This window comes from Streptomyces cavernicola, assembly GCF_029968035.1.
Classification (GTDB): Bacteria; Actinomycetota; Actinomycetes; order Streptomycetales; family Streptomycetaceae; genus Streptomyces; species Streptomyces cavernicola.
Window position 1 is genome coordinate 22,530 of record NZ_JASCIQ010000052.1, and the last position, 25,360, is coordinate 47,889.

Below are 25,360 nucleotides of genomic sequence, written 5' to 3' on the forward strand. Positions count from 1 at the left end.
GGAGTTCCGAGAGGCACGAGCATGCGCGAGAACGAGGTCCTCGCGGCGGTCCGCGCGCTCGCCCCCGCCCTGCGCGAACGGGCCGCCGCCACCGAGGAACTGCGGCGCATGCCGGACGACTCCGTCGCCGAGCTCGGCGACGCCGGCTTCTTCCGGCTCCTCCAGCCCGCCGCGCACGGCGGCTTCGGCGCCGACCCGGCCGTCCACCACGCCGCCGTCCAGGAGATCGCCAGGGCCTGCGGCTCCACCGGCTGGGCGGCCGCCGTCCTCGCCGTGCACCCCTGGCACGTGGCGCTCTTCGACCCGCGCGCCCAGGACGACGTGTGGGGCGCCCACCGCGACGCCCTGCTCTGCTCCTCGTACGCCCCGACCGGGACGGTGACCGCCGTCGACGGCGGCTTCCGGCTCTCCGGGCGCTGGCACTTCTCCTCCGGCTGCGACCACGCCGACTGGGCGCTGCTCGGCGGGCTCGTCACGGACGGCGAGGGCAGCCCCGTCGACATGCGGACGTTCCTCGTGCCGCGCTCCGCGTACGCCGTCGACGCCGTGTGGGACACCGTCGGCCTGCGCGGCACCGGCAGCAACGACCTGGTCGTCAAGGACGTGTACGTCCCGGCCCACCGCTCCCTCGGCTACCGCCCGGTGAACGCCCTCGACTGCCCCGGCCACGAGATCAACCCCGAGCCGCTGTACCGCCTGCCGTACGCCGCGCTCTTCACCACGACCATCTCGACGGCGATGGTCGGCATCGCCGAGGGCGCGTACGAGGAGCACCTCGCCGCGGCCCGCGACCGCAGCCGCACCGGGCGTGGGCCGCAGGCCGTCGACGACCCGTTCGCGCAGGTCCGGATCGCCCGCGCGGCGAGCGAGATCGACGCGGCGCAGCTGCAGTTGACCCGCAACATGCGCGAGCTGTACGCGACCGTGGCGCGCGGCGAGCGGCCCACGCCGGGCCAGCGCGCCCGCACCCGCCGCGACCAGGCTCTCGCCACGGAGCGCGCGGTCACCGCCGTCGACCTCCTCGTGGAGGGCGCGGGCGGCGGCATCATGGGCCCCGGCGGCGGCGTGGTCCAGCGCGCCTGGCGGGACCTGCGCACCGGACGCGGCCAGGCCGCCAACGACCTGGAACGCGCCCTCGGCCTGTACGGCAGACACGCACTCGGCGTCGAGGTCAACGACTCGATGGTGTGAGGGACTTCGGGCCCTCGGGAGCGGCCCGAGCCCCGTTTCCCACCCAGCGGGAAGCCGCCGTGGTCCCGCGCCCCGCCCCCGTCGATACTCGTGCCCCTTCCGGTCCCGGCCCGGCCCTGTCCGAAGACAACAGGACCCGGTGGCCGCGGGCCCGGCCCACCCAGGGAAGGGACGAGATGGCGAACACAGCGCAGACCGAGCACACGACCCGGCACACGACCCAGCACTCATGGGACGAGGAGTGCGACGTCCTGGTCGTCGGCTCCGGCGGCGGCGCCCTCACCGGCGCGTACGGCGCGGCGGCCCGCGGCCTGGACACCCTGGTCGTCGAGAAGACCGCACACTTCGGCGGCACCACCGCCTACGCAGGGGCCGGCCTCTGGCTGCCCGGCAACCAGGCCCAGGCCCGCGGCGGCCTGGAGGACTCGGCCGACCTGGCCCGCGCCTACTTCCGCGCGGTGGTCGGCGACGCCACCGAGCACACCCTGCAGGACGCCTACCTCGACCACGCCGCGGCCACCGTCGCCTTCCTGGAAGACAGCCCGCACGTCCGGTTCGAGTACCGCCCGTTCCCCGACTACTTCGCCGCCCCCGGCCGCTTCGACATGGGCCGCGCCGTCTTCCCCGTGGAGCTGCCCGCCCTCGAAGGACCGCACGACCTGGTCGACGCGGTACGCCCCCCGGCCTGGGCCGAACGCCTCCAACTGCCCACGCCCGAAGGTCCGTTGACGGACGGCCGCGCCCTCGTCGCCCGGCTGCTGCTCGCCCTGGAGTCCACCGGCAACGGCCGCACCCGACTGCACACCGCCCTCACCGAGCTGATCACCGAGGACGGCGCGGTCGTCGGAGCCGTCGCCGAGCAGGACGGCCGTACGCTGCGGATCCGCGCCCGGCGCGGCGTGCTGCTCGCGGCCGGCGGCTTCGAGGCCAACGCCGAACTGCGCCGAGAGTGGCAGCAGTTGCCCGGCGCCGACTGGACGATGGGCGCCCCCGGAGGGAACACCGGCGACGCGATCACCGCCGCCACCGGGGCGGGCGCCGCCGTCGACGGGCTCGCCGAGTCCTGGTGGTGCCCCTCGCTGCGCTTCCCCGACGGCTCGGCCGCCTTCACCCTCGGCCTGCACGGCGGCATCTTCGTCGACGGCTCGGGCCGCCGCTTCGCCAACGAGTCGCTGCCGTACGACCGGATGGGCCGGCAGATGCTCGCCGCCAAGGCCGGGACGAGCCACGACAACCCGGTCTGGTGGGTGTTCGACGGCCGTTTCGGGGACGAGCTGCCCGGCATCACCGTCGTCCCCGCGGACCGCGCGGCCTTCACCGAGGCCGGACTCTGGCGCACCGCCGACACCCTGGAGGCACTCGCCGAACAGCTCGGCGTCGACGCGGAGGCGCTGCGCGACACCGTGCAGACCTTCAACGGCCACGCCGAGCAGGGCGTCGACACCGACTTCCACCGCGGCGAGGACCCCTACGACCGCTTCTTCGCGCAGGGCGAGGGCGCCAACCCCTGCCTGGTGCCCATCGAGAAGGGCCCGTTCCACGCTGTGCAGATCGTCCTCGGTGACCTGGGCACCAAGGGCGGGGTGCGCACCGACGCCGACGCCCGCGTGCTCCGCGAGGACGGCGCCGCGATCCCCGGCCTGTACGCGGCGGGCAACACGGCGGCCTCGGTCTCCGGCCCCTGCTACCCGGGCCCCGGCGTGCCGATCGGCTCCGCGATGGTCTTCGGCCACCTCGCCGCCGTACACATGGCGGGGCAGAGCGGAGCGTGACCCGAGGGGCGAGGCTCGGTCCCACCAGGCAGGGACCGGCACCTCGCCCCGAGCCGCGCACGGCCCTTCCGACGTGGCCGTCACACGGAGCCCCGCCCGCCCCGGCGGCCAAGTCGCCTGCAAACTCGCCGACTTGGCCGCAGAACCAAGCCGCGAGCCGGTCCCACAGCTTGGCCGCCGTGCCGCGCACGAATCACCCAGCCCCTACGGCTTCGCCGCCGCGCCCACCCCCGCCCTGCGTCCGAAGAAGCTCCCGTCGCCGAGCGACGCGCCGCTCGCGTACCCCCAGGCGGCGATGCCCGCCGTCGCCCGGCCCGCGGCGAACAGGCCGGGGATCGGCTCGCCGTCCACGTGCAGGACCCGGGCGTCGGTGTCGGTGGTGAGGCCGCCGAGAGCGAAGCCCGAGGTCTGGCCGCGCAGGTCGACCGCGCCGAGCGGGCCGCGCAGCGGGCGTACCCAGCGCCCGGCCTTGTGCAGGACCGGGTCGCGGCCGTCCTCGGCGTGCCGGTTGTACACGTCGAGCGTGGCTTCCAGGGCGCCCGCCGGCAGGCCCATCTCCGCGGCCAGCTCGGTCGCGGTCCCGCACACCCAGCTCGGCCGCAGCTGCAGGAACTCCGGGGCGGCGGACATGCGTCGGGCCTCCTCGAAGCCCTCCTCGTCGAGCACCAGGAACGTCTCGTTGTCCTGCTTGAGCAGCGCCGCCTGACCGATCCGGCCGGGGTACGTGTCCTCGTTGACGAACCGCTGCCCGCGCCCGTTGACCACGATCCCGCGGATCAGATACTGCGGGTCCATGTGCACGGCCACCTCGCTGGCGTCCATGTGCGCCACCCCCGCGCCCAGGCCCTGCGCCAGCTTCACCGCGAGCCCGTCGTGCTCCTCGACCGCCGAGCCCGGCCGCCCGACGAGCAGCGGCGCGTGCGCGCCGAGCATCTTCTCGTCGTACGTGAAGCTCCCGGTGGCGAGGACGACGCCGCGCCGGGCCCGGATCGTGACGCGCTCCCCGTAGCTGCGGGCCACCACCCCGCACACCGAGCCGTCACGAGCCGCCCAACGCGCACGCCGTACCTGGCCTGCACGTTGAGCGGCTCGGCTGTCTCCACCAGCGGCTTCATCAGCATTTGACGCCCTCACCCGCCCGAGGACAGGTGATTCCGGTGCACACCGCTGCGCGGTACCACCACGGGTTCCCGTTTCACGGGCCGCTGCCGACCGGTGAGGGTCGGTCTTACATGGCCTCCGCGGGCCTGACTTCCCGCCCGTCCGGCGGTAGGCCGAACAACTCCGTTGTCCGACAAGCCGATTCTAGCCACTGCGTTGCGACCTGGCGGGCCGTTCTGGGCAGGACGCCCTGAATCTCCTCCTGAAGGGTGGGCCTCTGGGCGAGTGTTCGCCATCCGTCGCCGCACCCGCCGGCCAGGGCCGCCGCCCCGCCCCACCCCCCGGCGCGCTCCAGGACCAGGACCTCCGCCCCGGCCCGCGCCGCCTCCACGGCCGCGGCCGCGCCCGCCACTCCGTACCCGGCGACCACCACGTCCGCGGTCAGGTCCCAGGCGCCGATGTCCTCCACTGCGTACGGCCTCATGCGTCGTCCTCTCCTCCAGCTCGCCGAAACGGGGCTGGAGCGTAGGGCGGTGGCCTCCCGCGAGACCCCGCGAGTCTCCCGGTCACCGGGAAACACCCCAGGCCGTACGGGCCCTCGACGCCCGTTCCCGCTCAGTGGGAGCAGCGGATTTCGCTCCGCCGCGGCACGCCGTACGTTCCTGCCACTTCCACCGCCACGACCCGAGAGGGGATGGCCCCATGGCCGAAGACGTCCTGGCAGCGGTGCGCGACCTCGCCCCGACCTTCCGCGAGCGCGCGGCCGAGGCCGAGAGCCGGCGCCGCGTACCCGACACGTCCATCAAGGAGCTCGAGGAGACCGGCTTCTTCCAACTGCTCCAGCCCACGGCCTTCGGCGGCCGCGCCTCGGACCCGACGGTCTTCTACCGCGCCGTCAAGGAGATCGCCAAGGCCTGCGGCTCCACCGGCTGGGTCGCCTCCGTCGTCGGCGTCCACCCCTGGCACGTCGGCCTCTACGACCCGCGCGCCCAGCAGGAGGTGTGGGGTGAGGACCACAAGACCCGCATCGCCTCCTCGTACGCCCCGACGGGCAAGGCCGTCCCGGTCGACGGCGGCTTCAGGCTGTCCGGCCGCTGGCACTTCTCCTCCGGCTGCGACCACGCCACCTGGGTGCTGCTCGGCTGCCTGGTCGCGGACGCCGACGGCAACCCCGTCGACATGCGCACCTTCCTGATCCCGGACAGCGAGTACCGCGTCGACGACGTGTGGGACACCGTCGGCCTGCGCGGCACCGGCTCCAACGACATCGTCGTCGACGACGTGTTCGTCCCCGAGCACCGCGCCCTCAGCTTCGGCCCGGTCACCGCCCTCGACGTGCCGGGCCACGAGCTCAACCACGAGCCGCTCTACCGCCTCCCGTACGCCGGGGTGTTCACCACCACCATCTCCACCCCGATCGTCGGCATCGCCGAGGGCGCCTACGAGGCGTACGTCGAGGCGACGACGCAGCGCATCCGCGTCTCGTACGGCCAGAAGGTCGCCGACGACCCGTTCGCGCAGGTCCGGATCGCCCGCGCCGGCAGCGACATCGACGCGTCCTGGCTCCAACTCGTCCGCAACATCGGCGAGTTGTACGCGTACGCCGAGCGCGGCGAGGAGCTCCCCACCGAGCTGCGCGCCCGCACCCGCCGCGACCAGGTACTCGCCACCGAGCGCTGCGTCGCCGCTGTCGACCTGCTGATGGAGAACGCCGGCGGCAACGCGATGCGCACCGGCCCCAACCCCGTCCAGCGGGCCTGGCGCGACGTGCACACCGGCCGCGGCCACGCCGCCAACGACCCCGAGCGCGCCCTGACCCTCTACGGGCAGGCCGCCCTCGAACTCGACATCAAGGACACGATGCTCTGATGGGGGATCAAGTGACCGACCACACCTACGAGTCGACGTCCCGCACCGCCAAGGCCGGCGACCTCACGCTGCACTACCACGAGGCCGGACCGCAGGACCGCCCCGACGCACCCGTGGTGATCATGCTGCACGGCGGCGGCCCCGGCGCCTCCGGCTGGTCCAACTTCGGCCGCAACCTGCCCGTGTTCGCCGAGCACTTCCGCACCCTCCTCGTCGACCAGGTCTGCTTCGGCCGCTCCGACAAGCCCGAGCTCGACAAGGACTACTTCAGCTCCAGCGCGGACGCCGTCGCCGCCCTGATGGACGAACTCGCCGTCCCCCAGGCGCACTTCATCGGCAACTCGCTCGGCGGCGGCACCTCCGTACGCATGGCCCTGAACCACCCGGACAAGGTCGGCAAGCTCGTCCTGATGGGCCCCGGCGGCGTCTCGGTCAACCTGTTCGCCCCGGACCCGACCGAGGGCATCAAGCGGCTCTTCGAGTTCAACGCCGCCCCCGAGCCGACCAAGGACCAGCTCCGCGGCTTCCTCAGCGTCATGGCGTACGACCAGTCCATCGTCACGGACGAGCTGGTCGAGGAGCGCTGGGCCTCCGCCACCGACCCCGAGACCCGCCTCGGCAACGCCCGCATGGGCGCGGCCTTCGCCAACCCCGCCTGGCAGGAGGACTGGATGCTGTGGCGCGAGGCGCACCGCATCACCCAGCCCGTCCTGCTCACCTGGGGCCGCGAGGACCGGGTCAACCCGCTCGACGGCGCCCTCGTGGCCCTCAAGACCATCCCGGACGCCCGGCTGCACGTCTTCCCGCACTGCGGGCACTGGGCCCAGACCGAGCAGGCCGACGAGTTCAACCGGCTCGCCGTGGACTTCTTCACCCACTGAGCCGTCGCTGCGCCACCACCCGTACCCCCTAGGAGACCGATCATGGACATTCGCTCGCTCGGCTATCTGCGCATCGAGACCACGAAGTTGGACGAGTGGCGCACGTACGCCCTCGACATCCTCGGCATGGTCGAGAGCCCCGACTCCACCGAGGACACCCTCTGCCTGCGGATCGACGACCGCAGCCACCGCATCGTCGTCCAGGCCGGCGAGAGCGACCGCCTGATCGCCGCCGGCTGGGAGGTCGCCAACGCCGCCGAACTCGCCCGCGCCGCAGCCGAGTTGGAGGAGGCCGGGCATGCCGTCAAGCGTGCCGACGACGCCCAGCTCGCGGAGCGCCGGGTCCGCGACCTGATCCAGGTCACCGACCCCTGCGGCAACCCCCTGGAGATCTACTGGGGCCAGGCCCAGGACCACTCCGCCCTCGGCACGCCCTACGGCAACCGTTTCGTCACCGGCGAGCTCGGCCTCGGCCATGTGGTGCTGCCTGTCTCCGACATCGAGGCCGCGCTCGACTTCTACGAGAACCTGCTCGGCTTCCAGCTGCGCGACTCGATGAAGCTCCCGCCGCAGGCCGTGCCGACCGCCGCCGAGCAGCGCGACTTCCACTGGATGCACTTCCTCAGCCCCAACCGCCGCCACCACAGCCTCGGCCTCTACCCGGGCGCCCTGCCGCCCGGCATCGTGCACTTCATGGTCGAGCTGGAGACCCTGGACGACGTGGGCCGCGGCCTGGACCGCATGAATGCCGCGGGCATCCCCATCGCGTCCAGCCTCGGCCGCCACACCAACGACCACATGGTGTCCTTCTACGCGCAGGCGCCCGGCGGCTTCCAGGTCGAGTACGGCTGGGACGGTCTGGTCGTGGACCCCGCCACCTGGGTCGCGAAGGAGATCACCGCGGACAGCTTCTGGGGCCACCAGTGGAACGGCTGATCGAACCGGACGCGTTCCGGGACGTGCTCGGGCGGTTCGCGAGCGGCATCACCGTCGTCGCCGGACTCGACGACGGCGAGCCCGTCGGCTTCGCCTGCCAGTCCTTCGCCTCGCTCTCCCTTGACCCGCCGCTGGTGATGCTGGCCGTCGGCCGGTCGTCGAGCAGCTGGCCGCGGATCGAGCGGGCCGGGCGGTTCTGCGTCAACATCCTCGCGGCCGAACAGCGGGAGATCTGCGCCCGGTTGGGGCGCAGCGGCCCCGACAAGTTCGCCGCCGTGCCGTGGAGCGTCAGCGAGCACGGCACCGTACGCATCGAGGGCGCGCTCGCCGCCGTCGAGTGCGAGCTGCGGGCCGTGCACGAGGCCGGCGACCACTATCTGGCGACCGCCGAGGTGGTGGCCCTGGGCGCCCGCGAGGACGGCAGCCCGCTCCTCTACTTCCGCAGCCGGTACGCCGTGGGGGCGTTCTGATGCCCATCGACGTGGCGAAGCTGACCTCCGCCCCGCCCGTACGCACCGAGGTGTCGTGGGACGACCGCGACGTGCGCCTCTACCACCTGGCGCTCGGCGCGGGCGTGCCGGAGACCGACCCGGAGGAACTCCGGTACGTCTACGAGCGGCACCCGCGGGGCCTCAAGGTCCTGCCGCTGTTCGGGGTGACCGCGGCCAACGTCGGCTTCCAGGTCTTCGAACTCCCGGGCGTCCACGTCGACTTGGCGAACGCGCTGCACGGTGGCCAGCAGGTCACCGTGCACCGCCCGCTGCCGCCCGCGGCGAAGGCCTCGGCGAGCACGCGCGTCACCGACGTGTACGACAAGGGCAAGGCCGCCGTCATCGTGCAGGAGTCCACGCTCGTCGGCGAGGACGGGGAGCCGCTGCTCACCCAGCGCAACCAGATCTTCGTGCACGGCGAGGGCGGCTTCGGCGGCGAGCGCGGCCCCGCCGACCGCCTGCCCGCCCCGGACCGCGCCCCGGACGCCGTGCTCGACCTGCCGACCCTGCCCCAACAGGCCCTGCTCTACCGCCTGTCGGGCGACTGGAACCCGCTGCACGCCGACCCGGCGGTGGCGCGGGCGGCCGGCCACGACCGGCCGATCCTGCACGGCCTGTGCACCTTCGGCATGGTCGTCAAGGCCGTCGCCGACCGCTTCCTCGACGGCGACACCGGCGCGATCACCGGCTGCCGCACCCGCTTCGCGGGCGCGTTCCACCCGGGGGAGACCCTCCGGATCAGCGTCTGGTCGGACCCGGCCGCGGGCGGCTACCGACTGCGCGCCACCGCCCCCGACCGCGCGGACGCACCGGTCCTGGAGCACGCCCTCGTCACCGCCGGCCCCAGCCATGGAGCACCCGTTGACTGAACGCCGGGACCACACGTACGACGTGGTCGTGCTCGGGTCCGGCGCCGTGATGGGGGAGACATATCCGGGGCCGGGCGCGACCATCGGACCGGCGATGACGTTCAGCTGGATCGCGGTCAACCACATCGCCGCACAACCCACTTCGCCCTCGACCTCGCCCTCGACCTCGACCTCGCCCTCAACCTCGGCCTCGCCTTCGTCCTCGTCCTGAAGGAGCCCCCATGCCCCGTACCTACCTCGTCACCGGAGCGGCCTCCGGCATCGGCAGAGCCACCGCGGACCTCCTGCGCGCCCAGGGTCACACGGTGATCGGCGCCGACCTCAAGGACAGCGACATCTCCGCCGACCTCGCCGCCCCCGAAGGGCGGGCCGAACTCGTCGCCCGTACCCGGGAGTTGACCGGGGGACGCCTGGACGCGGTGGTCGCCTGCGCGGGCATCGCGCACTTCGACCCGCGCACCGTCCGCGTCAACCACTTCGGGGCCGTCGCCACCCTGGAAGGGCTGCGCCCCCTCCTCGCGGCCGGTGACGCGCCCCGCGCCCTCGTCATCGGCTCCATCGACGCCGTCCACCCGACCGACGAGGCGATCGTGGAAGCGGCCCTCGCGGGCGACGAGCAAGCGGCCGTCGCCGCGGCCCAGGAAGCGGTCGACCGCGGCGAGGGACACCTCGCGTACTCCTCGTCGAAGGCGGCGATCTCCCGCTGGGTGCGGCGCGCGGCCGTCACCGCCGACTGGGCCGGAGCGGGCATCCCGCTCAACGCGGTCGGCCCCGGCGTGGTCGTCACGCCCATGACCGAGCCGCTCCTCGCCGACCCGGAGATGCGGCCCCTGGTCGAGCAGAGCGTCCCCATGCCCCTGCACGGGCACGCCGCCCCGGAGGACCTCGCCCCGCTGATCGCCTGGCTGACCTCCCCGGAGAACACCCTCGTCACCGGCCAGATCGTCTTCGCCGACGGGGGAGCGGACGCGGTCCTGCGGGGCGACGCGGTCCTCTGACCCGGCCCGCGCCCGCCCGGCCGAGCGGCGCGCGGTCCGGCAGTGGGCAGCTTGCGGTGCGCACGCCACCGGTGTGAACCAGAACAAACCGGTACATATGGTGGCCTGATGAGGCTTGTTCCTTGGTGGGCCGTGCTCTCGTCCGCGTGCGCGCCGCTGCTGCTCGTCGGCGGCTGGTCGGTCGCGGAGGAACTCCACGGGCCCGGCTACGACCCCGTCACGGAGACCATCAGCGTCATGGCCGCCGCCGGGTCCCCCGGACGCCTTGTGCTCACCGGGTCCCTGTTCGTGCTCGGGGCCTGCCACCTCGTCACCGCCCTCGGCCTGCGGGCGGCCGCGCCCGCGGGCCGGGTGGCGCTCGGCTGCGGGGGAGCGGCGGTGATGGGGATGGCGCTCGTCCCGGTCCCGGAGAGCGGCGGCTCCCTCGTGCACGGCTGGGTGGTCGGCGTCGGATTCGCCCTCATGGCGCTCTGGCCGGTCCTCGCCGCCGACCGCGACGGAACCGGGCCCTGGGCGCTGCGGCCCGTCCTCTCGATCGTGATGTGCCTGCTGATGGGCGCGGGCGCGCTGTGGTTCCTGCTCGAACTGCACAGCAAGGGCGCGGCCGGCGTGGCCGAACGCGTCGTGACGACCGTCCAGACGCTGTGGCCCTTCGTCGTGGTGGCCTCCTGCCTGGGCCCCGGCTCCCGGGCGCCGTCGGAAATTCGGAGGAGATCCGGACGCGGATGAGGAAGACTCGGCGGACCGATGACTTTTTCCAGGTCCGCCGGTCTCAACCGGTGCGCATGTCCACGTCCGAATCCACGTCCACGTCCATGTCGGCGGCCTCCGCTGCTAGGCGACTGCGACCAGAAGCCCAGCGGGGTGCTGTCATGTCAACCGTGACCCAGGAACGTACGGCCACGAAGGCGGGTGGCACGCCGACCGTGGTGCGGCTGCTCGTCCTGGCCACCTTCGTGGTGATCCTCAACGAGACCATCATGATCAACGCGATCCCGCGCCTCATGGACTCGTTGCACATCACCGAGCAGTCCGCCCAGTGGGTGTCCACCGCGTTCATGCTCAGCATGGCCGCCGTCATCCCCGTCACCGGCTGGTTCCTCCAGCGCGTCACCACCCGTCAGGCGTACGCGATAGCCATGGGCGTGTTCCTCGCGGGCACCGCCCTGTCGGCCGTCGCGCCCTCCTTCGAAGTGCTGCTCCTCGGCCGCATCGTGCAGGCCGCGGGCACCGCCGTGATGATGCCGCTCCTCATGACCACGCTGATGATCGTGGTGCCCGAGAGCGACCGCGGCCGGGTGATGGGCAACGTCACCCTGGCCATCTCGGTGGCCCCCGCCCTCGGCCCCGCCGTCTCGGGCCTGATCCTCCAGGCGGGCTCCTGGCGGCTGCTGTTCGTCGTCGTCCTGCCCATCGCCGGCCTGGTCACCCTCCTCGGCATGCGCAAGGTCGAGAACATCGGCGAGCCCGAGGTCAGCTCCATCGACTGGTTCAGCTTCGGCCTCGCCGCCCTCGGCTTCGGCGGCCTGGTCTACGGCCTCAGCATGTTCGGCGAGGGTCACGGCAAGGTCGGGGCCGGCATCGGCGTCGTCGCCGCCGGGGCCGCGGCCATCGCCGTCTTCGTCTTCCGCCAGCTGCGCCTGCAGCGCACCGGCGCACCCCTGATGGACCTGCGCACCCTCAAGCACGGCACGTTCACGCTGTCCCTGGTGCTCATGTCCATCGGGTTCCTCGCGATGCTCGGCGCGATGATCCTGCTGCCGCTCTACCTGCAGAACCTGCGCGGGCTCAGCCCCCTGGAGACGGGCCTCCTCGTCATGCCCGGCGGACTCGTCATGGGCCTGCTCGGCCCGTCCATCGGCAAGGCCTTCGACCGCTTCGGCAGCCGGCCCCTGGTGCTGCCCGGCTCCATCGGCATGGTCCTCGCCCTCGGCGCCCTGACCCAGGTGTCGACGACGATGCCGTACTGGGTGGTCCTCGGCCTGCACGCCCTGCTCATGGTCAGCCTGGCGGCGACGTTCACGCCCTGCTTCACGCTCGGCATGGGCGGACTTCCCGCGCATCTGTACTCCCACGGCAGCTCCATGCTCGGCACGCTGCAGCAGGTCGCCGCGGCCTTCGGCACAGCACTCGTCGTGACGGTGATGTCCTCGCGTACGAGCCAGCTGGTCGCCGACGGAACGGCCGCCGGGCCGGCGCAGATGAGCGGCATGAAGTGGGCCTTCGCCGTCGTGACCGCCCTCGCCGTGATCACCGTCGTCGTCGCCCTGAAGCTGCCGAACCGCGTCCCGCACAGCGAGCCGCAGGAGCACTAGCCCGGCAGTCGGGTCCGGTCAGGAGCTGGGCGGCGGCGCCTCAGGGCTGCTGCCGCCCGGCGCCTCCTCGGAAGGGGTCGGGGCGGGCTCTTCCGGGGGCGTGGTGGGGGCCTCCTCCGTCGGCGCGGGGCTCGGCTCCTCCGGCGCGGACGGGTTCTCGGTGCCCGGCGACGACGGCGGCTCGGAGCTGTCGCTCGGCGAGGGGGACTCGCTGGTCGGCGCCGTGGTCGGGGTGTCCGTGTCGCCGTCCGCGTCGCCCTTGTCGCGCTTGAACCAGTCACCGGTCTGCGGGTCGACGAGCACGAAGACGTTCACCACCGTGGTCGCCTCCTGCACGACCACCACCTTCGACGGCTGGTACGAGGGCCAGCGCTTGCCCTCGTACTTCGGCGTCTCCTTCACGGCCACCGGCGGCAGCAGCGGATTGCCGCAGGCGCAGCGCACCCGCGGCACACCGCGCTGGTCGACGAGCACGGCCGTGCCCGACTGCAGGACCGCCTGATAGGCGGTGGCCTTCCCCTTCTCGAAGCCGTGGTTGGTCACCCGGGTGTCCGCACGCAGCTGCACGGGCGTCAACGACCGCAAGTACGAGGGGAGTTCGGCCTGCTTGATGCCCTCGACGTCGGAGAACGCCTTGGCCTTGGCGGGCTCGCCCTGCAGGAACTTGATCTGCTGCTCGACGTCGCAGCTCGCCGCGGAGCGGCTGCCGCCGTACAGGCCGGGCGCCGACCCCGAGATGCTGGTGCGGCCGCCCGTGTCGGCGGTCTCCCCGGTCGGCGTGACGCTCGGCGTCGCCGTCGGTGAGGCGGTCTCGTGGGACTTCTTCGCCGTCGACTTGGTGAACGGGGCCTCGCCCTGCGAAGCGGCCGGCTCCAGGAAGATCTCGCCCGAGGCCGTGCCGCCCCCGCCGCCCCCGCCGTCCGGACGCGTGAGGAACACCGTCAGCGCCACGGCTGCCACGATCACCCCGGTGATGAGCGCGACGCGCGACGAGCGCCGCCACCACGGCTGGTGCCCTCCGCCGCCGGGTTCCCCGCCCGTACCGCCGCCGTCGCCACCTCCGCCGCCGCCGGAATCACCGCCGCCCGACCCGCCGCCGGACTCGTCGGACCCGCCGCCCGACCAGGGGGTGGAGCTGACCTGTGTCGGCTCGTGCCCGGGGCCGGCCGGAGCGCCGGAGCCGGGTTCCTCGGGCGGACGCGACGAAGGGCCCGAGGACGGACCGGAGAGAGGGCCCGACGGCGGGCCGGTCGGGCTGCTGTCGGGCGGCGGCTGAGAAGTCACGGGGCACCTGGTTCCACGTGGTTCGGGCGTCTCGTTCCACGGGGGCGCCTGACGACCCCGTGGACCCCGTCCGGAAATCCGAACTCCGCCCAGTTATGAATGCCTTATGCCATTTTGTGCCGCCCCCCGACCCCGCCCGCAAGCGGGGCGAGGGCGGCGTACGTACCGTGGTGAGGGCGGAGCCCCGAGGGGACGAAACGGGACCTTGCGGATACGAGCCGCCGGGGGTGAAGGAGGGGCGGGCGGGAGCGAGGAGGCAGCGTGAGCCGGACGCGAGAAGCGCTCGCCGCGGCGGGCGCGGGCATCGTCACCATGATCGTGGTCGCCGCCCTCGGACTGTGGGCCGCGGGCGCGGCCGATCTGCCGGGCGGCGCCTTCCCCCGGGTCGTCGCGGCCGTCGTCGTCATCGCCGCCGGCGGCACCGTCGACATCGCGGGCAACACCGGGGACCTCGCGCAGGCCGACGCCGCCGTCGACGTCGTCCCCCTGTCGGTGACCCTGGCCGGGGCCCTCGCCATGGCCGCCGTGTTCCTGCTGCCGCTGCGCCACCGCGCCGTGGCCACCACCCGCGAGCTCGCCGACCGCGTCGCGCGCACGGCCGGCTGCTGGCTGCTCCTGCTGCTCGTCCTCGCCCTCCTCGCCCGCCAGGACTTCCGCATCCCGGTCGGGGACGACACCGCCGGTGACATCGGAGCGGAGCTCGGCGCGAATCCCACCGTCGGCTTCCGCGCCGACGTGCCCGCGACCCTCGGCGTCGGACTCGTCTGGGTGCTCGCCGTCCTCACGCTCGCCTTCGTCGTGTCCCGCAGAGCGCCGCTGCCGTCCCCGCTCCTGCACTTCCAGCGCTCGGTGCGACCGCCCGCCTCCGCGATGCTCCTGGTGCTCCTCGCGTACGTGGCGATCGGCCTCGTCGTCGGCGTGATCGTGCTCCTCACCCGCGGCCACCCGGGCGAGACCGTCGCCGTGCTGCTGCTCGGGCTGCCCAACCTGGTGTGGATGGCCCTCGGGCTCGGGGCCGGCGGCGCCTGGGAAGGACACGTCGACAAGCCCATCGGACTGCCCATGCCGGACGTACTCGACCAGGTGCTGCGCACCGAAGGGGGCAGCCGCACCCTCGACCTCGGCACGGTCGCGGAGCGGGACGGGCGCGCCTGGCTGCTCGTCGCCGTGGCCGTCGTGCTGGTGCTCGCGGCCGCGTTCACCGCCGCGGTGCGCTCCCCGGCCCGGCTCCCCGCCTGGCGGCACGCCCTGGAGATGGCGGCGGCCCTGGCCCTGACCCTCCTCGTCGTCGGCCTGCTCACCGGGATCTCCGCCCGCTTCGGCCTCTCCCTCATGGGCATCGGCGACCTCGGCGGAGGCCTCGGCGGCGAGGTCTCCCTCACCGCGCACCTGCTGCGCCTGGCGGCGGTGGGCGCGGCCCTGGGCCTGGTCACCGGCTACCTCGGCAGCCTCCTCGCCCGCCGCGTACGACACCCCGGCGACGTACGGGACGCACGGGTGGGGGAGGACAGGCGTACGTAGACGGGCGTACGCGGACGGGCACAGGCAGACGGGCGTACGGGGACCGGCCTCGGGTGTCGGTCCGGGCGGCTCAGTCCGGGCGGCCCGGGAACATCGGCGTCGCCCAGCGCGGCGGGGGCGGCGGGCCGGGGTACGGGCGGCTGTCGGCCGCGGCGCGGGCCGCGTCCACCGGAGCCGGCACGTCCCCCTCAGGCGAACCCTGCGCTTCGCCGGGCGCCGGGGCCCGCCCGGCGGCCCGCAGCTCCGTCACGAACCCGAGGCACGTGCCGTAGCGGTCGTCGGGCGCCTTGGCCAGGGCGCGGGCGAACACCGCGTCGACGCCGCGCGGCAGATCGGGCCGCAGGTCGGTCAGTGGCGGCGGCGGATCGTACTGGTGCGCCCAGAGCAGCGCCATGTCCTCCTCGCGCCGGAACGGCGGCGCACCGGTCAGCATCTCGAAGACGACGCAGCCCAGGCTGTACACATCGCAGCGGCCGTCCACGGGGCGGCCCGAGATCTGCTCGGGCGCCACATAGTCCAGGGTGCCGACGAACTGCCCGACGCGCGTGAAGCCGGTCAGCGAGAGGGACTTCTTCGTCAGCCCGAAGTCGGTCAGGTACACGTGCTCCGGGTGGTCGCTGTCCGTTCCGTCGGTCACCAGGACGTTGCCCGGCTTGACGTCCCGGTGCACCAGGTCGTGCGCGTGCGCGGCGTCGAGCGCGGAGGCCACCTGCAGGGCGATCCGGCAGGCCGTCCCCAGCGGCATCCGCCCCGCGCGGTCGAGCAGCACCCGCAGATCCTGACCCTTCACATGCCGCATCGCGATGAAAAGCACGCCCTCGGCCTCGCCCGCCTCGAAAATCGGCACGATGTGCGGATGGTCGATGGACGCCGCCACCCGCGACTCGTGCGCGAAGCGCTTGCGGAACGTGTCGTTGCGCGCCAGCTCGGGCGCGAGGAGCTTCACGGCGACGGTGCGCCCGAGCCGCAGGTCGTGCGCCCGGTACACCACGGCCATGCCGCCGCGCCCGATCTCGTCCTCAAGCCGGTACCCGGCGATGGTCCGCCCGCGCATCCCGGTCGCGCCGGAGGCGGGCCCCGGCGGCTCCTCCGCCGAGCGGTCGTCGCCGTCGCTCACGGCTCACCCTCGCGGTACGGGGCGGACACCTGCGTCTCCTGCGCCGCTGAGCCCGCCGAGTGCGGTGCCTCTGCCTCTGGGGCCCCGGGTGCCTCTGGGGGTTCCCCGGGCCCGTCCTCGTCCGGACCGCCGCCGTTCTCCGCGGGCGGGTGCCCCACCGCGAACGTCTCCAGGGACGGCCCGTCGCAGTAGCACCACCGCTCGTGCCGCATGTCGTACAGCCAGACCGCGTTGCCGTCCACGACGACCCCCACCCGCAGGCCCCGCGTCTGCTCCGCGAAGGACTCGCCGTCGAGGCGGCCCTTGGCCAGCTCCTCGACGAGCCCGCGGTACCGGCCGAGGTCCTGCTCGACCTCGCGCAGCAGCGGCCGGGGGTCCGCGGTCCTGGCGGAGGGCTGGCCCGCGGCCGGCGGACCGTGCGGCACCGGCAGCAGGAGCCGGCCGTCCACCCACGCCGACCAGCCGTTGGAGCAGAGCGCGCGGGCCCAGTCGCCCCGCCGCTCGATCACCTGGACGGGCAGCAGCGGGTCGAGCGCGACCATCGGCCGGGTGGCGTCGGGCGCCGACCAGGTCGCCAGGCCGTCCGGCGGGACGACATGGGTGGGGAGGAACTCGGGGACGGTCACTGGCGGCTCCTCGGCGCTCCGCGCGAGGCGGCGGAACCCCGTCCGGGACGGTCTACTTGCGCATGATCTCGGGCTCGTGCCGCCGCAGCAGCTTGGCGACCAGGAAGGCCAGGACGAGCGAGAGCGCCACCATCGCGCCCATGTCGACCAGCCACACCGACGCCTCGTGCCGGAACAGCGGATCGTCGGTCAGGTCCTGCGGCACGATGCGGTGCAGGTCGATCGTGCTCGCCATGGCGCCGAGCCCCCACCGCGACGGCACCAGCCACGCCAACTGCTCGAGCCCCGGCACGCCCTGCAGTTTGAGCAGCGCCCCGCAGAACACCACCTGCACGATCGCGAGGAGGACGAGCAGCGGCATGGTGACCTCCTCCTTCCGCACGAGGGCGGACACGAACAGGCCGAGCATCATCGCGGTGAACGCCAACAGCGCGACGGCGAGCGTGATCTCCAGGAGCGGCGGCATCAACACCCCTTCGCCGCCCGGCGCGTTGAGATCCACGCCGACAAGCGCCACCATCGTCAGGACCACGGCCTGGACGACGGTGATCGTGCCGAGCACTAGGACCTTGGACATCACGTACGCCGAGCGCGACAGGCCGACGGCTCTCTCCCGCTGGTAGATCACCCGCTCCTTGACCAGCTCGCGCACGGCGTTGGCGGCGCCCGTGAGGACCGCGCCGACGTTGAGGATCAACAGACCGTTCAGCGCCGAGTCCTTGGTGAGCTCGCCGCCGGCCAGGGCCCGTGCCATCACCCCCATCACGAACGGCAGCGCGACCATGATCACCAGGAAGGTCCGGTCGGAGCTGAGGGTCGCCGCGTACCGCCGCACGAGCGTGCGCAGCTGCGCGCCCCAGCTCTGGGCCTTGGGCGGGGTCACCGGGCCGCGCGGCGCCTCGGACGGCCGGTGCGGCTGCCGGGACTCCGCGGCGACATAGCGCCCGTGCTGCAGCGAACCGTGGAACTGCCCCGCCCAGTCCCGTTCCCGGTCGTTCTCGAAGCTCTCGAACGCCTCCGGCCACTCGGCGAAGCCGAAGTACGCGAGCGCCTCGTCGGGCGGCCCGTAGTACGCGATGCTCCCGCCGGGTGCGAGCACGAGGAGCCGGTCGCAGACGTCGAGGCTGAGCACGCTGTGGGTGACGACGATGACGGTGCGGCCGTCGTCGGCGAGGCCGCGCAGCATGTGCATCACCGAGCGGTCCATGCCCGGGTCGAGACCGGAGGTCGGCTCGTCGAGGAAGAGCAGCGACGGCTTCGTGAGGAGTTCCAGGGCCACGCTCACACGCTTGCGCTGGCCGCCGGAGAGGGAGTGGATGGGCTGGTCCACCCGCTGTTCCAGGCCCAGTTCACGGATGACCTCGTCGACCCTGGCCTCCCGCTCGGCCTTCGCGGTGTCCTCGGGGAAACGCAGCTGGGCGGCGTAGCGAAGGGCGCGGCGCACGGTCAGCTGGGAGTGCAGGATGTCGTCCTGCGGCACGAGCCCGATGCGGTGCCGCAGCTCCGCGTAGTCCCGGTACAGGTCGCGGCCGTCGTAGAGGACCGTGCCCTCGTCGGCCGGCCGCTGCCCGGTCAGGGCGTTGAGGAGCGTGGACTTGCCCGCGCCGCTCGGCCCGACCACGGCGAGCAGCGTCTTCTCGCCGACCGGGAACGACACCCCGCCGAGGAGCGTCTTGCGGCCGCTGTCGACGCGTACGGCCAGGTCCTGCACGTCGAGGGAGACCTCGCCGGTGTCGACGAACTCCTGCAGTTCCTCGCCGACGAGGACGAACGCGGAGTGCCCGACGCCGATCACGTCGCCGGGAATCACGGGCGCGCGGCTCACCGGCTGGCCGTTGAGGTACGTGCCGTTGTGGCTGCCGAGGTCGACGATCTCGTAGCCCTGCGGCCCCGCCCGCAGCTCCGCGTGCCGGCGCGAGACGAGCAGGTCGGGCACCACCAGGTCGTTGTCGGGCGCCCGCCCGATGCGGGTGGTGCGCGCCGGGGGCAGCGGGCGCACGGCGCTCGGCCGGCGGAACGTCCCCGTGGCGTCGGGGTGCGAGACGATCGTGACGGCGGACGGCCGGGCCGCGGGCGGGGCCGGCCGTGGCGCGTCGGCGAGCACCGCGCACGGCCCGTCGAGGGAACTGCCGAACCTGAGCACACTCCCGGGTCCGACGTCGGACTGCCGCACCCGGCGCCCGTCCGCGTACGTGCCGTTGGTGCTCCGCTCGTCCTCCACCACCCAGTGCCCGGCCGTGGCGCGCAGCACCGCGTGGTGCCAGGAGACCCGGGCGTCGTCGAGGACCAGCTCGCTCGCGGGGTCGCGCCCCACGTGGTAGGTCCGGAGCGGACTCAGCACCTGGGTGTGACCCTCGGCCTCGACGACGAGCTCGGGCGCCGTCAGAGCATCTGGCCGCTCTCCCATACCTGGATTTTACGGCCGTGCCGGGGGCCTCGCCTGTCCGTGCGGGAGCCACAACTGGGCTCGCGGGCGCGTCGGGTGAGGAGCTGGTGGACGGGCGGCCGGATTCGAACCGGCGTCCTCGCGGTTTTGGAGACCGCGCGCGTCGACCTCTGCGCTACACCCGCCCGCCGGGATCCTACCGATCACGCGGAGAGCGGTCGGAGGCGGGGCAACTCGGCCTGTACGCAGGCCACTTGAGGCGGACCGGCGGCGGGCGTCGGGGGTCGGAGGGGGTGCGGAGGGGCGGAGCGGTCGTGATGGGGTCCGAAGGGCCCAAGCCGGGGACGGGCGCGGGGTGGCAGCGTGGGAGGTGTACGGGCACGGACCGCCCGCCCGGGGCGCTACCCCGACGCCCGGGGCGATTACCCCGAGGAGGAGCCATGAACAGCGACTTTCCTGCCGTCCTCCCGGAGCTCGGCCCTCTCGTCGTGGGCGTCGACGGCTCCCCGCAGGCGCACACGGCGACCCTGTGGGCCGCGGACGAAGCCGCCCGCCGCGGGCACGCGCTGCGCCTCGTGCACGCGGCCGACACCGACCGGAAGGCCTTGTTCGCCCCGGCCGAGACGATCGAAGCCACCCGCCAGGCGGGCCGCGACCTGCTGGCCGAGACCGCCACGGCCGTACGGGACCGGTTCGCCGGCCTGACCGTGACCGAGGAGCTCAGCAGCCTGCAGCCGATGGCCGCGCTGCGCGCCGCGGCCGGCACCCGCGGCACGATCGTCGTGGGCAGCCGGGGCCTCGGCGGGTTCTCCGCGCTGCTGCTCGGCTCGGTCGGCCTTGGCGTGGTGGCACGCTCGGAGGTTCCCGTGATCGTCGTACGCGGCGAGACGGACCGCCCCGAGACCGGCACCGTCACCGCGGCCGTCCGCAGCGCCGCGGACCTGAAGTGGCTGTTCGTCGCGGCCGCCGAGGCGGAGGCGCGCAAGGCCTCGCTCCGGCTGCTCGGCGTCTGGAACGTGCTCCGGTACGCCGGCAGCGTCGTCACCATGCTCGACGACCTCGACGAGATCGCGCACGCGCGCGTACGGGAGGTGAAGGAGCTCGGCGACGCCGTCCGGAACGCGTACCCGGGCCTGACCGTCAGCCACGGCGTCGACACGGCGACGAGCGTCCCCGGTGCCCTCGTCGAGGCGAGCGCCCACACCGACCTCCTCGTCCTCGGCAGCCACCGCCGCCCCCTGCACCTCGGCTCCCACCTGGGCCGCATCCCCCACGCGGCCCTCCACCACGCCCACTGCCCCGTGGAGGTCGTACCGCCGGGGTTCGACGCGGGGGCTCCGGGCGGGTGACGGGAGCACTTCGCGTGCGGCGGCCCGTCGCCGTCCCCCGCCGCGAGGCCGGAAGCGGAAGCGCGCCCGAGCCCGGAGCTGGGCAGATTCGGGCGGACCAGGCCGAAACCCTGGCCGCAGGCAACCGAACCCTGGCTGTAGGCAACCGCCGAGCCGGCCCAGGCGCCGCGCGCCCGGCGTCGCGGACGTCGGGCCAGGGGAGCTTCCGCAGGGGGACACAGCGGCTGTCTCCAGGCGGTCGCCCCCAGCGGCCGACTCGTCGTTCCCGAGGAACAAGAACCCCCGGCCTGGCCCCGCCGTTCAGCGCACCGTGAGTACCTCGGACGCGGGCCTGCGTGGGGTGGGGCGGCCGGTGGGGCCGTAGCCGACGCGGATGACCATCTGGACGAACCGTGCCTCGGACTGCGGATCGCGTACCAGCGAACGGAGTTCGGGCCACTCCAGGGGCTGCGAGAGGAGGGAGGTCGAGAGCCCGTCCAGGGTGGCCTGGAGGAGGACCCGCTGCATCGCCTCGCCCGACCGCAGCCACGCCTCGGGGGTGTCGTCCGCCGTGCTGAGCAGCACGATCTGGGGCCGCTTCTCGAACGGCGCGGAGGCGCGCGACGCGTCCCGGCGGGACGCGTCGAAGTCCCGGACCGGCGAGGTCACGTCGTACTGCCGCGGGCCGAAGGCGTACGAGGGGATGCCCTCCGTCGCCTTCTCGCCGGCGGCGCCCGTGCGCGTCCAGGCGGCGATCTCCGCCCGTACCGCCTCGTCCGAGGCCTCGAACCGCTCGGAGTCGTGGACGAGTTCGAGTACGGCGTCGGTGTGCCAGGGGTCGGGCACGACGAGCCGGCACCCCTCGAGCAGGGCCGCCGCGCGCAGCCCGTCGAGGATCTCCTCGGGCACCCGCTCGTCGGAGAACGGGAAGCGGCTGGTGTGCCGACGGGGCAGGGCCGTGTGCAGCGGCTGCAGGTCGGCTTCCTCGGCGTCCGCTCCGGTCAGCCGTGCGTCGGCGAGATGCCAGGCGTCGCCGGGGTCGGGAAGCAGCCGGGTGGCGGCGCGCAGTCCGCTGTGCGCGGCGGCCACGCGGAGGCCGAACAGGGCGGCGCCGCAGCCGATGTGCAGGGCCCGGTGATCGGGGTCCTCACGCGGCAGACCGCGGCCGGGGTCGCCGTGCAGTTCGACGGTGTCGGTCTCCGCCACATGGACGAACCTCCACGGCTGCGCGTTGTGCATCGAGGGCGCGGTGACGGCGTCCTCGACCAGCGACGTCACGAGCGGTCGGGTCAGAGCGGTGGTGGGCACGGTGCGTCCTGTCTGTCGCGGTCGGCCAGGGTGTACGGGCCACGGGGGCCGGGGAGCGCCAGGCTTCACGGGCGCCGGCTGGGCGAGGCCGTGGGCCGCCGGTCAGTCCGCGCCGCCGAACGATCACGGGCACCCGGGAGATGTGCAGGCGGCGCCCCGGGCGTCGTGCCGGTCGGCGAGCGGCGGGAGAAGGAGCGGCCCTCGACCTGCCCTCGCCACCACCGTCCCTCGCGCGCCACCGATCCGCGAGGGGCCGAACGGACCCCCCGAGGCCCAACCGGACCGCCCGCACCGTCTGGATCTTGGCACCTGACTGCCAGGGTCGTGGCGCTGGATCGTCCGGGTCGCAGGTGTCGGACTGCCCCGGCCCTGCCACCGGGCCGCGCGGACCGATCGGGGCTTCGCCCCGGCCCGCGCCGTCGTTCGACTGCGGCTCCGTCGTGGCTGGTCGCGCAGTTCCCCGCGCCGCTGTCGGGGCACGTGTCGCCGCCCGAACTCAGCCCCTCCGGCGTTTGAGATGGGGGAGGGGGCTGGCCCCCGAAGCGCCGCAGCCACGCGGCGCCAGCCGCACAGCCGGGAAGGGGCGGGGCGGGGCGGGGTCCTGGCACTGGACCGCCACGCGCCAGGGCCAACCGGAGGACGCCGACGCCCCCGGCCCAGGCAAGGGCTCCGACGGCCGCCCCGCCCCGGACCAGTGCGCCGTAGGCGCGAGTCGCATCCGGCAGGAAGGTCCGCTGAGCCGGGATTACGGTGAAGGAGGTCCGCCCGTGCGCCGAGTGAGCGTTCGGCGCGGGCGGAGGTGGCGATGGCGGGTCAGCGTCCGGAGCGGCCGGGCGGCGGGATGCCACGGCAGAGGCTGGACGAGCTGCTCGACGAGCTCCAGGTGCGCATCGCCGAGGTGCGGGGCACGAGGGACCGGCTCAACGGCCTGCTAGAGGCCGTCATGTCCGTGGGCCGGGAGCTGGATCTCCCGCAGGTGCTGCGCGGCATCGTGCAGTCCGCGGTGACCCTCGTGGACGCCGAGTACGGCGCCCTGGGCGTGATCGGCGACGACCAGAACCTCTCGGAGTTCATCCCGGTCGGCATCAGCGACGACGTGTGGGAGCAGATCGGCGACCTGCCCTCCGGGCACGGCCTGCTGGGCGAGCTGATCCGCAACCCGCAGCCGCTGCGCCTCTCGGAGCTGTCCGACCACCCGGCCTCGTACGGCTTCCCGCCGCACCACCCGCCGATGCACTCCTTCCTGGGCGTCCCCATCCGCGTACGCGACGACGTGTTCGGCAACCTGTACCTGACGCAGAAGCGGGGCGGGGCCGACTTCGACGCGGAGGACGAGGCCGTCGTGACGACCCTCGCCGTCGCCGCGGGCATCGCCGTCGAGAACGCCCGCCTGTACGAGGAGGGGCGTCGCCGACAGCGCTGGCTGGCCGCGAGCTCCGACCTCACGAGCGCGCTCCTGTCGGGGGTGGGGGAGCATGAGGTGCTCGACGGGATGCTGGTGCGGGCCATGGACATCGCCGACGCCGACCTGGCGGCGTTCTACCTGGTGGGCGCCGACGGCGAGCTCAACGGCTCGCTCGCCCGGGGCGAGGACGCCGACGAGCACCGGGGCGTGGTGCTGCCGAGCAGCGAGGGGACGCTCGCCGGGCTCGCGCTCGGCGAGGAAGGCCTGGTCCAGGTCCCGGACGTGGAGCACGAGCCCGCCGTCACGGTGGAGCCCGAACGCTGGCGCGGTTTCGGCCCCGCGGTGGTCGTCACGGTCGGTACGAAGGAACGCCTGAGCGGTGTGCTGATGCTCGTCCGTCGCCGTGGGCGCGCCCAGTTCACCAGCGCCGAGACGGCCGCCCTGCCCGGATTCGCGGGCCAGGCCGCGCTGGCCCTCGAACTCGCCGACCGGCGGCGGGACGCCGAGCAGGTGAGTCTCCTGGAGGACCGCGACCGGATCGCCCGCGAGCTGCACGACCTGGCGATCCAGCGCCTCTTCGCCACCGGCATGACGCTGCAGAGCGCCCGCAGGTTCGTCGAGCATCCGCAGGCCATGGACCGCCTCGGCCGGGCCATCGAAGACCTCGACGCCACCATCAAGATCATCCGGTCCACCGTCTTCGGCCTGCGCGAACACGACTCCCCCGGTACGGCTCTGAAGCTGAGGAGCCGCATCGTCAAAGCGGTCGAGTCGGCCACGGCGACCCTGGGCTTCGCCCCGGCCCTGCGCATGGAGGGCCTGCTCGACACGGACGTGGCGCCGGACGCGGCCGCGGAGGTCATCGCCGTCGTCGGCGAAGCCCTCACCAATGTGGCGCGGCACGCGGACGCCCACCGCGCGGAGGTGTCCATCGTCGCCGACGCGGGCGTACTCGCGGTCGTCGTGAGCGACGACGGCCACGGCATCCCGCAGGACGGCCCCCGCAGCGGACTGCGGAACCTCGCGGAACGCGCGGAGCGCCTCGGCGGCACCCTGTCCGTCCTGGCCCGGCCGGAGCCGGGCACCGGCACCGTTCTGGAGTGGCGGATCCCGCTCGCGGCCAACCCTGAGTGACGGCCGACCCCGAGTGACGGTCAACCCTGAGTGACGGGCGGAGCGGCGGACCGACGGACCTGCATACCGGCGGACGACGGCTCAACTCGCCCCGGGGGCACGGCCGTGCGCCTGGGTGGCGATCACGGCGGCCTGTACGCGGCGCTCGACGCCCAGCTTTCCGAGCAGCCGCGAGATGTGGTTCTTGACGGTCTTCTCCGAGAGGTGGAGCTGCTCGGCGATCTGCCGGTTGGTGAGCCCCTCGCCGATCAGGTCGAGTACGGACCGCTCCCGATCGGACAGCACCGCGAGCCGCTCGTCCTGCGTGGGCCGCTCCTCCGCCTCGGGCGTGCGCAGCGAACGCATCAGCCGGGCGGTGGTGGCGGGGTCGAGCATCGACTGCCCGGTGGCGACGGTCCGCACCGCCGACACCAGGTCCGAGCCCTTGATCTGCTTGAGGACGTACCCCGCCGCACCCGCCATGATCGCGTCGAGCAGCGCTTCCTCGTCGTCGAACGAGGTCAGCATCAGACAGGACAGGTCGGGCATGCGCGAGCGCAACTCCCGGCACACGGAGATCCCGTCGCCGTCGGGCAGCCGTACGTCGAGCACGGCCACGTCCGGACGTAGTGCGGTTCCTCGGGCCAGCGCCTCCTGCGCGGTCGACGCCTCCCCGACCACCACCATGTCGGGCTCGTCGTCGATGAGGTCGTGCAGCCCGCGCCGGACGACCTCGTGGTCGTCCACGAGGAAGACCCGCGCGGGTGCGCCGACACTCTGCGGCTCCGACGGCCCTGACCGGCCTGACGGCTCTGACATGGAACCCCCTGCGCTGCGCTCACCCGGCAG

General features: G+C 73.7%; 22 protein-coding genes and 1 tRNA gene. 14 read left to right on the top strand and 9 right to left on the bottom strand.

Translation table 11 applies throughout. The annotated features are described in order from the left end of the window. Positions 1–21: 21 nt before the first annotated feature. The gene (gene hsaA / locus QIS96_RS33850) at positions 22–1,191 is read left to right on the top strand and encodes a 3-hydroxy-9,10-secoandrosta-1,3,5(10)-triene-9,17-dione monooxygenase oxygenase subunit (RefSeq protein WP_282546669.1); all 1,170 of its coding nucleotides are present in this window, start codon (positions 22–24) and stop codon (positions 1,189–1,191) included. Between the two features lie 176 nt (positions 1,192–1,367). After that, entirely contained in the window at positions 1,368–2,963 is a 1,596-nt protein-coding gene (locus QIS96_RS33855) for an FAD-dependent oxidoreductase (protein ID WP_282546670.1), read from the top strand. Positions 2,964–3,167: 204 nt separating this feature from the next. Here the strand turns inward: QIS96_RS33855 and QIS96_RS33860 are convergent, their stop codons facing one another. Both QIS96_RS33860 and QIS96_RS33865 read right to left on the bottom strand, forming a co-directional pair. After that, entirely contained in the window at positions 3,168–3,986 is an 819-nt protein-coding gene (locus QIS96_RS33860) for an FAD-binding protein (protein ID WP_282546671.1), read from the bottom strand. 205 nt (positions 3,987–4,191) lie between these two features. Next, positions 4,192–4,548, bottom strand: a complete 357-nt coding sequence (locus tag QIS96_RS33865) for an FAD-dependent oxidoreductase (protein WP_282546672.1) — start codon at positions 4,546–4,548, stop codon at positions 4,192–4,194. Positions 4,549–4,766: 218 nt separating this feature from the next. Between QIS96_RS33865 and hsaA (QIS96_RS33870) the strand changes: the two genes are divergently transcribed. From hsaA (QIS96_RS33870) to QIS96_RS33910, 9 genes are all read left to right on the top strand, one after another. Then, on the top strand, positions 4,767–5,933 hold the full coding sequence (hsaA, locus tag QIS96_RS33870; protein WP_282546673.1) for a 3-hydroxy-9,10-secoandrosta-1,3,5(10)-triene-9,17-dione monooxygenase oxygenase subunit: 1,167 nt from the start codon (positions 4,767–4,769) through the stop codon (positions 5,931–5,933). Beyond that, on the top strand, positions 5,933–6,814 hold the full coding sequence (gene hsaD, locus QIS96_RS33875; protein WP_282546674.1) for a 4,5:9,10-diseco-3-hydroxy-5,9,17-trioxoandrosta-1(10),2-diene-4-oate hydrolase: 882 nt from the start codon (positions 5,933–5,935) through the stop codon (positions 6,812–6,814). Before hsaA (QIS96_RS33870) ends, hsaD begins: the two co-directional genes overlap by 1 nt. A 42-nt stretch (positions 6,815–6,856) precedes the next feature. Next, complete coding sequence (locus QIS96_RS33880; protein ID WP_282546675.1) at positions 6,857–7,750, top strand: VOC family protein; 894 nt, start codon at positions 6,857–6,859, stop codon at positions 7,748–7,750. Then, a complete protein-coding gene (locus QIS96_RS33885) occupies positions 7,738–8,220 on the top strand; it encodes a flavin reductase family protein (RefSeq protein ID WP_282546676.1) in 483 nt (160 codons plus the stop codon). The genes QIS96_RS33880 and QIS96_RS33885 overlap by 13 nt, the downstream gene beginning before the upstream one ends. Continuing rightward, positions 8,220–9,110, top strand: a complete 891-nt coding sequence (locus tag QIS96_RS33890; protein ID WP_282546677.1) for a MaoC/PaaZ C-terminal domain-containing protein — start codon at positions 8,220–8,222, stop codon at positions 9,108–9,110. Before QIS96_RS33885 ends, QIS96_RS33890 begins: the two co-directional genes overlap by 1 nt. Continuing rightward, a complete protein-coding gene (locus tag QIS96_RS33895) occupies positions 9,103–9,321 on the top strand; it encodes a hypothetical protein (RefSeq protein WP_282546678.1) in 219 nt (72 codons plus the stop codon). Before QIS96_RS33890 ends, QIS96_RS33895 begins: the two co-directional genes overlap by 8 nt. A 10-nt stretch (positions 9,322–9,331) precedes the next feature. Further along, entirely contained in the window at positions 9,332–10,108 is a 777-nt protein-coding gene (locus tag QIS96_RS33900) for an SDR family oxidoreductase (protein WP_282546679.1), read from the top strand. A gap of 108 nt (positions 10,109–10,216) precedes the next feature. Continuing rightward, entirely contained in the window at positions 10,217–10,837 is a 621-nt protein-coding gene (locus tag QIS96_RS33905) for a DUF998 domain-containing protein (RefSeq protein WP_282546680.1), read from the top strand. 143 nt (positions 10,838–10,980) lie between these two features. Further along, on the top strand, positions 10,981–12,423 hold the full coding sequence (locus QIS96_RS33910; protein WP_282546681.1) for an MDR family MFS transporter: 1,443 nt from the start codon (positions 10,981–10,983) through the stop codon (positions 12,421–12,423). Positions 12,424–12,441: 18 nt separating this feature from the next. Here the strand turns inward: QIS96_RS33910 and QIS96_RS33915 are convergent, their stop codons facing one another. Beyond that, on the bottom strand, positions 12,442–13,707 hold the full coding sequence (locus QIS96_RS33915) for a DUF6777 domain-containing protein (RefSeq protein ID WP_282546682.1): 1,266 nt from the start codon (positions 13,705–13,707) through the stop codon (positions 12,442–12,444). 261 nt (positions 13,708–13,968) lie between these two features. Here QIS96_RS33915 and QIS96_RS33920 point away from each other — a divergent pair, with 261 nt between their 5' ends. Next, the gene (locus QIS96_RS33920) at positions 13,969–15,228 is read left to right on the top strand and encodes a streptophobe family protein (protein ID WP_282546683.1); all 1,260 of its coding nucleotides are present in this window, start codon (positions 13,969–13,971) and stop codon (positions 15,226–15,228) included. Positions 15,229–15,298: 70 nt separating this feature from the next. Here QIS96_RS33920 and QIS96_RS33925 read toward each other — a convergent pair whose 3' ends face one another. The 4 genes from QIS96_RS33925 to QIS96_RS33940 all read right to left on the bottom strand — a co-directional run bounded on the left by QIS96_RS33925 (position 15,299) and on the right by QIS96_RS33940 (position 19,544). After that, positions 15,299–16,282, bottom strand: coding sequence for a serine/threonine-protein kinase (locus tag QIS96_RS33925; RefSeq protein WP_282546696.1), 984 nt, complete (start codon positions 16,280–16,282; stop codon positions 15,299–15,301). Positions 16,283–16,341: 59 nt separating this feature from the next. Further along, positions 16,342–16,971, bottom strand: a complete 630-nt coding sequence (locus tag QIS96_RS33930) for a hypothetical protein (RefSeq protein WP_282546684.1) — start codon at positions 16,969–16,971, stop codon at positions 16,342–16,344. A gap of 52 nt (positions 16,972–17,023) precedes the next feature. Further along, entirely contained in the window at positions 17,024–19,378 is a 2,355-nt protein-coding gene (locus tag QIS96_RS33935; protein ID WP_282546685.1) for an ABC transporter ATP-binding protein/permease, read from the bottom strand. A gap of 84 nt (positions 19,379–19,462) precedes the next feature. Next, positions 19,463–19,544: transfer RNA gene (locus tag QIS96_RS33940), tRNA-Trp, on the bottom strand. A 253-nt stretch (positions 19,545–19,797) separates the two neighbouring features. Here QIS96_RS33940 and QIS96_RS33945 point away from each other — a divergent pair. Further along, positions 19,798–20,706 (top strand): universal stress protein, encoded by a 909-nt coding sequence (locus QIS96_RS33945; protein ID WP_282546686.1) that lies wholly within the window; start codon positions 19,798–19,800, stop codon positions 20,704–20,706. A gap of 300 nt (positions 20,707–21,006) precedes the next feature. Here the strand turns inward: QIS96_RS33945 and QIS96_RS33950 are convergent, their stop codons facing one another. Continuing rightward, the gene (locus tag QIS96_RS33950) at positions 21,007–21,993 is read right to left on the bottom strand and encodes an Acg family FMN-binding oxidoreductase (protein ID WP_282546687.1); all 987 of its coding nucleotides are present in this window, start codon (positions 21,991–21,993) and stop codon (positions 21,007–21,009) included. Between the two features lie 805 nt (positions 21,994–22,798). On the opposite strand from QIS96_RS33950, the gene QIS96_RS33955 reads away from it, so the two are divergent. Then, positions 22,799–24,532 carry a sensor histidine kinase gene (locus tag QIS96_RS33955; RefSeq protein ID WP_282546688.1) on the top strand — a complete coding sequence of 578 codons (1,734 nt, stop codon included), beginning with the start codon at positions 22,799–22,801 and terminating at the stop codon, positions 24,530–24,532. Between the two features lie 81 nt (positions 24,533–24,613). Here QIS96_RS33955 and QIS96_RS33960 read toward each other — a convergent pair whose 3' ends face one another. Further along, entirely contained in the window at positions 24,614–25,330 is a 717-nt protein-coding gene (locus tag QIS96_RS33960) for a response regulator (RefSeq protein WP_282546689.1), read from the bottom strand. Positions 25,331–25,360 lie beyond the last annotated feature (30 nt).